This is a genomic window from Amycolatopsis sp. NBC_01286 (assembly GCF_035982555.1).
Classification (GTDB): Bacteria; Actinomycetota; Actinomycetes; order Mycobacteriales; family Pseudonocardiaceae; genus Amycolatopsis.
In genome coordinates this window covers 1,262,281-1,273,643 of sequence record NZ_CP108428.1, presented here as the reverse complement: position 1 = coordinate 1,273,643, position 11,363 = coordinate 1,262,281, and the positions used below count along the sequence as shown (strand labels likewise).

12 protein-coding genes are annotated in these 11,363 nt (G+C 71.2%); 6 read left to right on the top strand and 6 right to left on the bottom strand.

Features of this window, described 5'->3' with window-relative positions:
- The first annotated feature begins 60 nt into the window (after positions 1-60).
- The 3 genes from OG570_RS05940 (at position 61) to dapC (ending at position 1,764) form a co-directional block, all read left to right on the top strand.
- Positions 61-237 carry a hypothetical protein gene (locus OG570_RS05940; protein WP_247060972.1) on the top strand — a complete coding sequence of 59 codons (177 nt, stop codon included), beginning with the start codon at positions 61-63 and terminating at the stop codon, positions 235-237.
- A gap of 112 nt (positions 238-349) precedes the next feature.
- A complete protein-coding gene (gene fdxA, locus OG570_RS05935) occupies positions 350-676 on the top strand; it encodes a ferredoxin (RefSeq protein ID WP_247060974.1) in 327 nt (108 codons plus the stop codon).
- On the top strand, positions 673-1,764 hold the full coding sequence (dapC, locus tag OG570_RS05930; RefSeq protein ID WP_326955876.1) for a succinyldiaminopimelate transaminase: 1,092 nt from the start codon (positions 673-675) through the stop codon (positions 1,762-1,764). The genes fdxA and dapC overlap by 4 nt, the downstream gene beginning before the upstream one ends.
- Here the strand turns inward: dapC and OG570_RS05925 are convergent.
- Complete coding sequence (locus OG570_RS05925; RefSeq protein ID WP_326946280.1) at positions 1,761-2,408, bottom strand: TetR/AcrR family transcriptional regulator; 648 nt, start codon at positions 2,406-2,408, stop codon at positions 1,761-1,763. The genes dapC and OG570_RS05925 overlap by 4 nt on opposite strands.
- 44 nt (positions 2,409-2,452) lie before the next feature.
- On the opposite strand from OG570_RS05925, the gene OG570_RS05920 reads away from it, so the two are divergent.
- On the top strand, positions 2,453-3,853 hold the full coding sequence (locus OG570_RS05920) for an FAD-dependent monooxygenase (protein ID WP_326955875.1): 1,401 nt from the start codon (positions 2,453-2,455) through the stop codon (positions 3,851-3,853).
- 21 nt (positions 3,854-3,874) lie between these two features.
- Here the strand turns inward: OG570_RS05920 and OG570_RS05915 are convergent, their stop codons facing one another.
- The 3 genes from OG570_RS05915 to OG570_RS05905 form a co-directional block, all read right to left on the bottom strand.
- Positions 3,875-4,813, bottom strand: coding sequence for a CHAD domain-containing protein (locus tag OG570_RS05915; protein ID WP_326955874.1), 939 nt, complete (start codon positions 4,811-4,813; stop codon positions 3,875-3,877).
- 98 nt (positions 4,814-4,911) lie between these two features.
- On the bottom strand, positions 4,912-5,910 hold the full coding sequence (gene dapD / locus OG570_RS05910; protein ID WP_326955873.1) for a 2,3,4,5-tetrahydropyridine-2,6-dicarboxylate N-succinyltransferase: 999 nt from the start codon (positions 5,908-5,910) through the stop codon (positions 4,912-4,914).
- A gap of 28 nt (positions 5,911-5,938) precedes the next feature.
- Positions 5,939-6,346 (bottom strand): hypothetical protein, encoded by a 408-nt coding sequence (locus tag OG570_RS05905; RefSeq protein ID WP_326959895.1) that lies wholly within the window; start codon positions 6,344-6,346, stop codon positions 5,939-5,941.
- A 56-nt stretch (positions 6,347-6,402) separates the two neighbouring features.
- Here OG570_RS05905 and dapE point away from each other — a divergent pair, with 56 nt between their 5' ends.
- Together dapE and OG570_RS05895 are read left to right on the top strand one after the other, a co-directional pair.
- A complete protein-coding gene (dapE, locus tag OG570_RS05900; RefSeq protein WP_326955872.1) occupies positions 6,403-7,473 on the top strand; it encodes a succinyl-diaminopimelate desuccinylase in 1,071 nt (356 codons plus the stop codon).
- Between the two features lie 120 nt (positions 7,474-7,593).
- Positions 7,594-8,406, top strand: coding sequence for a DUF3152 domain-containing protein (locus OG570_RS05895; RefSeq protein ID WP_326955871.1), 813 nt, complete (start codon positions 7,594-7,596; stop codon positions 8,404-8,406).
- A 62-nt stretch (positions 8,407-8,468) separates the two neighbouring features.
- Here OG570_RS05895 and OG570_RS05890 read toward each other — a convergent pair whose 3' ends face one another.
- A complete protein-coding gene (locus OG570_RS05890) occupies positions 8,469-9,521 on the bottom strand; it encodes a chitinase (protein WP_326946286.1) in 1,053 nt (350 codons plus the stop codon).
- Between the two features lie 151 nt (positions 9,522-9,672).
- Positions 9,673-11,280 (bottom strand): M28 family peptidase, encoded by a 1,608-nt coding sequence (locus OG570_RS05885; protein ID WP_326955870.1) that lies wholly within the window; start codon positions 11,278-11,280, stop codon positions 9,673-9,675.
- Positions 11,281-11,363: the final 83 nt, after the last annotated feature.

Below are 11,363 nucleotides of genomic sequence, written 5' to 3'. Positions count from 1 at the left end.
GCATTCACGGCTAGATTGTCCCTGAGGCGGCGAACCGATTTCCGAAGGAGGCCGGGTGCGATGGGCGTCCAGCGCAAGGACGAACGGCACAAGGAAGAGCTGGTCGACGACATCTCCGAGGGCTTCAACCGCGCTGTCGGCGCGAAGGAGGACGAAGAGGGTGCGCCCGCCAAGCCCAAGTTCGTGATCACCGGCGATGCCCGCGCCGTCCCGCCCAAGCGCCGCCGCGACCGTTGATCCCCGCCATACCCCGAGTATGGCTAAGGGTTGCCTCACCATCCCGACCGGTGGCCGTGCCGCGTAATGTCGGCGGCGACTGGCTGTTGGCAGAGAAAAGCAGGAGTGCGCAGTGACCTACGTGATCGCCGAGCCCTGCGTCGACTTGCTCGACAAGGCGTGTATCGACGAGTGCCCCGTGGACTGCATCTACGAGGGCGAACGGATGCTGTATATCCACCCGGACGAGTGCGTCGACTGCGGCGCCTGCGAACCGGTCTGCCCGGTCGAGGCGATCTACTACGAGGACGACGTCCCGGACGGCTGGTCGGACTACACCAAGGCCAACGTCGACTTCTTCGACGAGCTGGGCTCGCCCGGCGGGGCGTCGAAGGTCGGCAAGACGGCCCATGACCCCGCCTTCGTCAAGGCGCTGCCCCCTCAGCCCCAGGGCGAATGAGCCGCGTCGCGCTGCCCGACTTCCCCTGGGATTCGCTCGCCGAGGTCAAGGCCACGGCGCAGGCGCATCCCGGCGGGGTCGTCGACCTCTCGATCGGCACGCCCGTCGACCCGGTCCCGGCCGGCATCCGTGACGCCCTGGCGTCGGTCTCGGAGATCCCCGGGTACCCGACGACCCACGGCATCCCGGCGCTGCGCGCGGCGGCCATCGCCGCGCTCGGCCGCCGGCATGGGGTCACCGGCATCGAGGCCGGCGCCGTGCTGCCGACGATCGGGTCCAAGGAAGCCGTCGCCTGGCTGCCGCGGCTGCTGGGCTTCGGCGAGGGCGACCTCGTCGTCATCCCGGAGCTGGCCTACCCGACCTACGAGGTCGGGGCGCTGCTCGCGGGCGCGTCGATCCTGCGGTCGGACGGCTTGACGGCGCTGGGCCCGCAGCGCCCGGCGATGATCTGGCTGAACTCGCCGTCCAACCCGACCGGTCGCGTGTTGCCGGTCGAGCACCTGCGCAAGGTCGTCGAGTGGGCGCGCGAGCGTGACGTCGTGGTGGTGTCCGACGAGTGCTACCTGGCGCTCGGCTGGGAGACCGAACCGCTGTCGGTGCTGCACCCGGACGTCTCCGGCGGCAGTACCGAGGGCCTGATCGCCGTGCACTCGCTGTCGAAGTCGGCGAACCTGGCCAGCTACCGCGCCGGGTTCCTGACCGGTGACCCCCGGCTGATCGCGCAGCTGCTGGAGATCCGCAAGCACGCGGGCATGATCGTGCCGCGCCCGGTCCAGGAGGCGATGGTCGCCGCCCTGACCGACGACGAGGCCCTGGCCGCACAACGCGAACGCTACGCCCGCCGCCGGCTGGCGCTGCGGAAGGCGTTGCAGGACAACGGCTTCCGCGTCGACCACTCCGAGGCCGGCCTGTACCTCTGGGCCACCCGCGACGAGGACGCGCACGCGACGGTGGCGTGGCTCGCCGACCGCGGCATCCTGGTCGCACCGGGCACGTTCTACGGCCCGACCGGCCGCCGCCACGTCCGCGTCGCACTGACGGCGACGGATGAGCGCATCGACGCGGCTGTCGAGCGCCTGAGCGCCTAGTAGTCGCGGCCGGTGAAACCCCGGTAGACGAACCGGGTGAGGGCCTCGACCGCCTCTTCGTCGGTCGGTGGGGTCCAGCCGGTGGGGGCCGGGTCGAGCAGCCACATCTGCGCGAAGCTGTCGACCAGCCGGTACATCATCACGATGCTCAGGTCCAGCCGCGCCGGTAGTCGCATGCCCGCGGCCGTGATGTGCTCGAGGTGGCCGTTGAGGTCCGCCGCCTGGGTGGCGCCGAAGCCGGCGAGGGTGCGGGCGAACGCGTCGTTCACCAGCGCCGCCTGGCCGAGGGCCCGCATCGTCGACGCGTGCTCCTTGTAGAACTCCCAGTACTGCGCCACGTGCCAGCGCACGGCCGCCGGGTCGCTGAAGTCCGAGAGGTGGCCCTCGGTCAGCGCGCTCTCGTCGCCTGAGGTCGCGATGTCGGCCAGGAGCGCCTCGAGCAGCTCTTCCTTGCTGGCGAAGTGGTTGTAGAACGATCCCGCCGCGCGTCCGGCCTCCGCCGTGATGTCGGTGATCTTGGTGTTCAGGTAGCCCTTGTGCGCGAACACGCGCCGGGCCGCCGCCTTCAGCGCGGCCTCGGTCTCCGCGGCCTTCTCCTTGCGGTTCACCGCCACCTCCTTGACGCGGGACGCTAGCAGTGCCATTCTGAATTCAGATTCACTGAATTTCAATTCACTGGGAGGGCGACATGGACACCACGGTGCTGATCGCGGGGGCGGGGCCGACCGGGCTGACGCTGGGCATCGAACTGGCGCGGCGCGACGTCGCCGTGCGGATCATCGACAAGGCCGAGACGTTCTTCGTCGGCTCACGCGGCGACGGCCTGCAGCCGCGCACCCTGGAGGTCTTCGAGGACCTCGGCGTGCTCGACGCCGTGCTCGCGCAGGGTGCCGCGCCGGTGCCGATGAAGATCCACCTCGGCGGCGAGGTCGTCGGCGAACGGATGATGTTCGACCCGGTCGAGCCGACGCCGGCGAAGCCGTACCCGACCGGCTGGTTCCTCGGCCAGTCGCAGACCGAGGGCATCCTGCGCGACCGGCTCGCCGAGTTCGGCGTCCGCGTCGAGCTGGCCACCGCGCTGACCGGCTTCGAGCAGGACGCCGACGGTGTCACGGCCACGCTGAGCACGGGCGAGACGGTCCGCGCGGCCTACCTGGTGGGGGCCGACGGCGGCAAGAGCTTCGTGCGCAAGGCGCTGGGGATCGCCTTCGAGGGCAGCACGGACGAGTCGATCCGGATGCTGCTCGGCGACGTCCGGGCCGAAGGCCTCGACCGCGGTTACGGCCACTGGTTCGCGACGCCGGAGAACCCGATGAGCGGCATGATGTTCAGCCCGCTGCCGGGCACGCCGCACTTCCAGTTCGGCGCGCCGCTCGGCGACGGCGACGTGGACGTCGAGACGGCGCTGCCCGCGGTCCAGGCCCGCCTCGACGCGCTGACCGGCGGCGGCGTCGTGCTGTCCGACCTGGCCTGGTCGACGGTCTGGCGGCCGAACATCCGGCTCGCGGCGCGCTTCCGCGACGGCCGGGTCTTCCTGGCCGGCGACGCGGCGCACGTCCACCCGCCGACCGGCGGCCAGGGCCTCAACACCGGCGTCCAGGACGGCTACAACCTCGGCTGGAAACTCGCCGACGGCTCACCGGAGCTGCTCGACAGCTACGAGGTGGAGCGCCGGACCGTCGCGGCGCGGGTGCTGGGCGTCTCGACGGGGCTGCTGCAGAAGTACAAGGACGGCGACGAGGACGCCCACAAGCGCGGCGAGGACACCCAGCAGCTGGACATCACCTACCGCGGCGGCCCGCTGTCCCCGGCCGGCACGGGCGCGCTGCAGCCGGGCGACCGCGCCCCGGACGCCCCGCTGACCGACGCCAACGGCAAGCGCGTCCGGCTGTTCGAGCTGTTCCGCGGCCCGCACGCGACGGAGCTGTCCTTCGGCGACGGCCCCGGCCTGCGGATCCTCCCGCAGGGGAGCGTCGCGACGGGTGCGGACCTGGTCGACGACGACGGCCACGCCTACGCGGCGTACGAGGCCGAAGGCGGCCGGACGGTGCTGGTGCGGCCGGACGGGTACGTCTGGTCGGTCTCGTGAGTGGTAATGCGGGTTAGAACCCTAATTACCACTCACGACGGCTTGCGCGGCGGCGTCGACGGCTTCCCAGGAGGCCCGCCACGTCGCGCGGGCCTCGGCCCGGCGGGTCAGCTCGCGCTCCGCGATGCGGCCGGCCACGAAGCCGATCGCGCTGTCGCCGGTGTCCAGGACCGTGCGCATCCGCTCGGCCGCGAGCACCGCGTCCTGGTGGTCGCCCAGCACCGTCTGGAAGTCCTTCGTGGTCGTCAGCAGCGCCTTGATCCGCTTGGCCTGCTTCTTCTTCGCCGACGTCTGGGCCAGCTCGGCGGCGTACCTCAGCTTCTTGCCCTGGATGCGCAGGGCGTGCAGGTCGTCGTCCGGCGGGTCGGCCGGCAGCGCGCGCACGGCCTTGGCGAGCTTGCGGTGCGGCTTGGCCAGCCCGGCGATCAGGTCGCGCTGCGGAACGTCCACAGTGGACGGCGCCGCCCGCGTCAGCAGGCTGACCTCGCGCAGCAGCGTCGAGTACCGGGCGCTGGACAGGGCCCGGGTGAGCCGCCCCTTCGCCGTCGCGCGCTCGGAGACGAACCGGGACACCAGCTGCCGGCCGGCGGGCTGGTCGCGGACCTCGAAGTCGGCGATGACCTCGCGCAGGTGCTCGATCAGGACGTCGTGGTCGCGCACCTCGCCGAGCGACTGGCCGAGCCAGCCCAGCTCGGCCCGCACCGGCTCGGCGCCGTCACCGACCAGCTCACCCGAGAGCTTGAGCACGCTGCGCATCCGCCGCAGGGCGACGCGCATCTGGTGCAGGTCCTCGGGGTCGGCGCCGGAGCGCGTGCCGGGCTCGTGCGCGAGCAGCGCGCGGATCTCCCGGTCGAGCTTGGCGCGCACGTGGTGGACCGCCGGATCGGCCGGCCGGGCCTCGACCGGGACGTCGGGCAGCCCCAGCTCGGCCGGGGTGTGGGGCAACGATTCGGTGGTCACCAGATGAATGGTAGGTGAACAACCCGACGTCACCCAATAAGCCGTGAAGGCCCCCTTACCGGCTGTAATCGCCGGCAAGGGGGCCTTCACGGACTGTCTCAGTTGGCGTGCAGCATCGCGTTCAGCTCGACGCCGGAGCCCGCGCGCGCGACGACCTCGACCGCGCCGGTGCCGGAGTTGCGCCGGAAGACCGCGTTCGAGACGCCGTTGAGCTCGCGGGCCTTGACGACCTTGCCGTCGACGAGGACCTTCGTGCCCGCCGTGACGTACAGGCCGGCCTCGACGACCGTGTCGTCGCCCAGGGAGATGCCGATGCCGCCGTTCGCGCCGATCAGGCAGCGCTCGCCCAGCGAGATCGTCTCCTTGCCGCCGCCCGAGAGCGTCCCCATGATCGACGCGCCGCCGCCGACGTCGGAGCCGTCGCCGACCACCACGCCGGCCGAGATCCGGCCCTCGACCATGGACGCGCCGAGCGTGCCGGCGTTGAAGTTGACGAAGCCCTCGTGCATCACGGTCGTGCCGCTCGCCAGGTGGGCGCCGAGGCGGACGCGGTCCGCGTCGCCGATCCGGACGCCGGCGGGCATCACGTAGTCGACCATCCGCGGGAACTTGTCGACGCTGTAGACGGTCACCGCGCCGCGCGCCCGCAGCCGCAGCCGGGTCGCCTCGAAGCCCTCGACCGGGCACGGGCCGTGGTTGGTCCACACGACGTTCGCCAGCAGGCCGAACAGGCCGTCGAGGTTCTGGCCGTGCGGGCGGACCAGGCGGTGCGAGAGCAGGTGCAGCCGCAGGTAGACGTCGTGGGTGCCGGCCGGCGCGTCGGCCAGCTTGCCGATCGTGGTGCGGACGGCGACGACCTCGACCCCGCGGTCGGTGTCCGGGTCCAGCAGCGCCGCGGCGGCCTCGCCGAGCACCTCGGTGGCCTCTTCGACGCTCAGGACGTCGGTGCCGGAGGTGTCTGACGTGCCGGACGCGCCGGTCTCGGTCAGCTTGGGCTGCGGGAACCAGGTGTCGAGGACCGTCCCGTCGGTCGCGACGGTGGCCAGCCCGACGCCGGTGGCGCCGGTCGTTTCGGGGTTCGGGGTCTGCTCGCTCACGGCCCCAACCGTAGTGGAGTGACCTGGGTCAACCCTCTGTGGGCCGGGCGTCGACCTGCTTCTTCAGCCCCGAAAGGGCGGCGGCGATGTCGACCAGCGCCTGCGTGCAGGGCCCGCCCGGGTCCGCGACCGTGGTGCAGCCGGTGCTGCGGAACGTGCCGACGGCCCGTTCGAGCCCGGCCGCCTCGGTGACCAGCTGCGGGTCCTTGTCGCCGGCGCGCTTGCGGGCCGAGCCGGGGACGCTGCCGAGCTCCGTGACGTACTTCTCGCAGCCCTTCGGCAGCTGGGTCCGCGGGCTGGCGTAACACTGGTCGGCGGTCAGCGCGTCCAGCTTCGTCGGGAGCGCGTCCGGCCCGGGTTCGCCGCCCTGCTTGGGCGTCGGGCCGGCCTCGCTGCCACAGCCGGACAGGAGCAGGACCAGCAACGCGCCGCCCACGGCGACCGGGAACCTAACCACGCGCCCACGGTAGCCCTGCCGGTAGCGTGCCGGTCATGAGCCTCGACCTGCACGCCGATCCCGTCGACCTCACCGCCGCCCTGGTGGACGTCTTCAGCGTCTCCGGCAGCGAGGCGGAACTCGCGACCTTGGTGCAGGAAGCGCTGTCGAAGCAGGCGCCGCACCTCGAGGTCGTCCGCAACGGTGACGCCGTCCTGGCGCGGACCCACCTCGGCCGCGGCTCGCGGGTCGTGCTCGCCGGGCACCTGGACACCGTGCCGGAGAACGGCAACCGGCCGTCACGGCGCGAGGGCAGCGGCGACGACGAGACCCTGCACGGCCTCGGCACGGTCGACATGAAGAGCGGCGACGCGGTGTTCCTGCACCTCGCCGCGACGCTCCCGGAGCCGAAGCACGACATCACGTTCGTCTTCTACGACAACGAAGAGATCGAAGCGGTCAAGAACGGCCTCGGCCGGATCGAGCGCGAGCTGCCGGAGTGGCTGGCCGGGGACCTGGCGATCGTCGGCGAGCCGTCGAACGGCGTCATCGAGGCCGGCTGCCAGGGCACCATGCGCGTCGAGCTGCGCTTCACCGGCACCCGCGCACACACGGCGCGGGCGTGGATGGGGGAGAACGCGATCCACGCGCTCGCCGAGCCGCTGCGCCGGCTGGCGGAGTACGAGCCGCGCATCGTCGACATCGACGGCCTGACCTACCGCGAGGGCCTGCAGGCGACGGCGATCCGCGGCGGCGTCGCCGGGAACGTCGTGCCGGACGAAGCCGTACTGACGGTGAACCACCGCTTCGCCCCGGACCGCGACCCGGCGGCGGCGGAGAAGCACCTGCGCGACGTCTTCGCGGGCTTCGAACTGTCCGTTGTGGACCTTTCGCCGGGCGCGCTGCCGGGCCTGTCCGCCCCGGCGGCGGCCGAGCTGGTCGCGGCGGCGGGCGGCCAGGCGGCGGCGAAGCTGGGCTGGACCGACGTCGCGCGTTTCGCGGCCCTGGGCATGCCGGCGGTGAACTTCGGCCCGGGCGACCCGACGCTGGCCCACACCCAGCAGGAGAACGTCCGCACGGCGGAGATCCGGCAGGTCGCCGACGTGCTGCGCAAGTTCCTGGGCTGAGTGTCGGGCGTCACACCCGAAGGTCCTGAACTGCGGTGAAGCTCTACAGTCGCGCGAGCTTGCAACCTTTCCCCGGTGCGAGCCGTATCCACTGGTGACACCGCCTGTTGGGGAGGACCCATGCCGAAAACCGCCGCGAGACGAGCCGCGGCCGTCGCCGTGCTCGCCCTGGCGGTCGTCGGTGCCGTGACCGCCTGTGAAGGCCAGCCCGTCGCGGCGCCCGCGGCCGGGCCCGTGGTCATGGCCATCGCGGACGCGACGTCCGTGCCGCCCCCGCCCGCCGAACAGCCCGCGCAGCAGCCGCCACCGCAGACCCAGGCGCAGACCGTCCTGATCACGTTCCCGCAGACCGGGTCGGGCCAGTGGATGTTCACCCCGGGCAGCGACCAGGTGGCCGGGACACAAGGCCGGCTGATGCGGTACCGGATCGCGCTGGAGACCGACATCGACGGCGTCGGGCCCGCCGAGTTCGCCAAGGACATCCGGACGATCCTCGGCGACCCGCGCGGCTGGACCGGCGGTGGCGAGTGGCGGCTGCAGCAGGTCGGCCCGGACGACAGCGCCGACTTCACGATCTACCTGGCCACCCCGGCCAGCCGCGACCGGCTCTGCGGCGGCACCGCGGACGGCTACACGTCGTGCCGCAACGGCAGCAACGTCGTGCTCAACGTCGCCCGCTGGGCCAACGCCGTCCCGAACTACGGCGCCCCGCTCGCGTTGTACCGCCAGTACATGGTCACGCACGAGACCGGGCACCGGCTGGGCCAGGGCCACGAACTGTGCCCCGGCACGGGAAAGCCGGCGCCGGTGATGGAGCAGCAGACGCTCGGCCTGCACGGCTGCGTCCCGAACCCCTGGCCCTTCCCGAACGGCCGCTCCTACGCCGGCCCCTCGGGCGAGTACAACGACCCCATCCCCGCCGGCGACTCCTGAAAGCCGTGAAGGCCTCCTTACCGGCCATAAGAGCCGGTAAGGAGGCCTTCACGGCTTGTGGATTAGCGACCCTGCAGGGACTTGACGTTGTTGCCGAAGGTCCAGGCCTTCGAGCCGTCCCAGTTCAGGGACCACGTCATCAGGCCCTTCAGGCTCGGGATCGCGCGCCACGCCTGGGAAACCAGGCTCGTCGACATGTAGCCGCCGCCCGCGCCGGGCTGGGCGGGCAGGCCCGGGACCTGCTTGTCGTAGGGCACCTTGATCGTGGTGCCCTGGACGACCAGGCCCTGGTTGAGGCAGTTGGTCTGCGCGGTGAAGCCCTGGACCGTGCCGGCCTGGTACGAGTCGCCGGCGCAGCCGTACATCGAGCCGTTGTAGTACTGCATGTTCAGCCACCACAGGCGGCCGTTGTCCGCGTACTTCTTGACGATCGGCAGGTACGCGCCCCAGATCGAGCCGTACGTGATGCTGCCGCCGGTGACGTACGCGGTCTCCGGCGCCATCGTCAGCCCGAAGTTCGACGGCATCTGCGCGAGCACGCCGTCGATGATGCGGATCAGGTTGGACTGCGACGCCGAGAGCGTCTTGATGTTGCCGCTGCCGGTGAGGCCGGTCTCGATGTCGATGTCAATTCCATCGAAGTTGTACGCCTTCAGGATCGGCACGATCGTGGCGACGAACTTGTCGGCGACGGCGGAAGACGAGAGGTCGATCCCGGCCGCCGCGCCGCCGATGGACATCAGGAGCGTCGAGCCGGCGGCCTTGGCGGCGCACATCTCGGCGGGCGTGGAGACCTTGACGCCGGCGTCCATCCCGTTCTCCCACAGCACCGTGCCGTCGGAGCGGATCACCGGGAACGCGGCGTTGATGACGTTGTAGCCGTGCTGCGCGATGCGGCTGTCGGTGATGGGCACCCAGCCCAGTCCGGGGTGGACGCCGTTCGCGGCGCCGTCCCAGTTCTCCCAATAGCCTTGCAGGACCTTGCCCGCGGGACGCGACTTCACCGCGCACGTGTCGGCCTGCACCGCCCCCTGCGCGGGGGCCGACACGAGCAGCGGGACAGCCAGCGCTGCCGCCAGAAGGGTTCCGAAAAAGCGGGTTCTCCGACCGGGCATACCGGCTCCCATCTTCGATGAAGCGAACGCGGCGTGTCCGCTCAAGATAGGTGCCGCCGGGAACCGCTGACTACCGACGATCGGGTGGTCTAGACAAATTACCGGGGGTGGCGCTTTCACGTGAAAGTGCCACCCCCGGTCGTTCCGAGGGTCAGACGGTCAGCGTCCAGGAGGACAGGTAACCGGTGTCGGCCGGGCCGACGTCACGCAGCTGCAGCTTCCACGCGCCGTTCGCGGCCTCCGAAGCGGCGTTGACGGTGTAGGTGGTGTCGAGGTTCGCCGTCGAGTCGCTGCTGGAGCTCTTCAGGCGGTAGGCCGAACCGTCCGGAGCGACCAGGTCGATGACCAGGTCACCGCGGTAGGTGTGGGTGATGTGCACCTCGACCTTGGTGGTGCCGGACGCGTTGCGCGCGCAGCCGCCGACGGTCGCGGTGCTGCTCACCGCGGCACCCGGGTAGTCCGGGATGTTCAGCCGGGTCCCGTTGGTGACCGGCGCGCACGACGACGTGCTGCCGACACCCAGCGAGAACGCCGCCGTGTGGTCGACGCTCGCGCCGTCGGCCGTCACGGTGATCGGGAACGTCCCGGTCGGGGTACCGGACGTGGTCGCGATGGTGAGCGTCGAGGAGCCGCCCGACTGCACGGTGGCCGGGCTGAACGACGCCGTCGCGCCCGCGGGCAGGCCGGACGCCGTCAGCGCGATCGACTGGGCCGAGCCGGACGTCGTCGTGGTGCTCACGGCGACCTGGAGCGACTGTCCGGGTTGGACGGTCCCGGCCGTCGGGTTCAGGCTCACCGAGAAGTCGTTGCCCTGCGGCGCGGCGACGGCCAGCTTCCACAGCGCGTACCCGATGGCGTCGGAGTTCTTCTCCAGCGGCGCGTCCGGGATGTTCGACGTCGTGTCGCACGCGCGGTGGTAGCAGTTGTCGAACGCCGCACCCGCGGTGCCGCCCCACTTCTGGGCCTGCGCCGAGCTCTTGATGTCGCCGGCGCCGGTGGCCAGGCCGCCGACCGGGATGCCCGCGCTCTTGAACGAGGCGTGGTCGGACCGGCCGTCACCCTCGCTGTCACCCTCGGTCTGGATGCCGATCGAGGAGAAGTACTCGTCGAAGATCGCCTTGACCGAAGCGACGTCGTCGTAGACGAAGTAACCCCAGTTCTTGGAACCGATCATGTCGAAGTTGAGGTAGGTCTTGATCTTCGTGCGCTCGGCGCTGGGCAGGTTGTTGACGTAGTACTTCGAGCCGACCAGGCCGGACTCCTCGTCGGCCCACCAGGCGAAGCGGACGCGCTTGGCCATCGCCGGGTTGGTGCGGGCCAGCGTCAGCGCGGTCTCGAGGATCGACGCGCTGCCGGAGCCGTTGTCGTTGATGCCGGGCCCGGCGCTGACGCTGTCGAGGTGCGCGCCGAGCATGATGACCTGGCTCGCGTCACCCTGCGGCCACTCCGCGATCAGGTTCTGCGACTGCCCGATGCAGCTGCTGCAGGTCTGCCGGGTCGTCGTGTACCCGGCGTTCTTGAGCAGGTTTTCCACGTAGGTCACGGAAGCCGCGTACCCGGCGCCGCGCGGGGAGCGCGTGCCGCCGTTGTTGTTCGCGATGGTCTGCAGCTGGTTGAGGTGGGTCTTGATGTTGGCCAGCGAGATGTCCGGCGCCGCGAGCGTCGTGACCGGTGCGGCTGTAGCCGCAGGCGCGGTCACGACCCCTAACACAGCGGCCAGGGCGGTGACCCCGGCGCCGAGCTTCGTCTTCCACTTCATGGCGGTGAGTTCCTTCGGTGAGGGAGGGGGACAGCCGTGAAGGACTCCTTACCGGCTCTTAAGGCCGGTAAGGAGTCCTTCAC

Coding starts and splice junctions, on each gene's coding strand:
- OG570_RS05940 (WP_247060972.1), top strand. CDS start 61: ATGGGCGTCCAGCGCAAGGACGAACGGCACAAGGAAGAGCTGGTCGAC.
- dapE (WP_326955872.1), top strand. CDS start 6,403: ATGAGCCTCGACCTGCACGCCGATCCCGTCGACCTCACCGCCGCCCTG.
- OG570_RS05895 (WP_326955871.1), top strand. CDS start 7,594: ATGCCGAAAACCGCCGCGAGACGAGCCGCGGCCGTCGCCGTGCTCGCC.
- OG570_RS05885 (WP_326955870.1), bottom strand. CDS start 11,280: ATGAAGTGGAAGACGAAGCTCGGCGCCGGGGTCACCGCCCTGGCCGCT.
- OG570_RS05925 (WP_326946280.1), bottom strand. CDS start 2,408: ATGGCACTGCTAGCGTCCCGCGTCAAGGAGGTGGCGGTGAACCGCAAG.
- OG570_RS05920 (WP_326955875.1), top strand. CDS start 2,453: ATGGACACCACGGTGCTGATCGCGGGGGCGGGGCCGACCGGGCTGACG.
- OG570_RS05890 (WP_326946286.1), bottom strand. CDS start 9,521: ATGCCCGGTCGGAGAACCCGCTTTTTCGGAACCCTTCTGGCGGCAGCG.
- dapC (WP_326955876.1), top strand. CDS start 673: ATGAGCCGCGTCGCGCTGCCCGACTTCCCCTGGGATTCGCTCGCCGAG.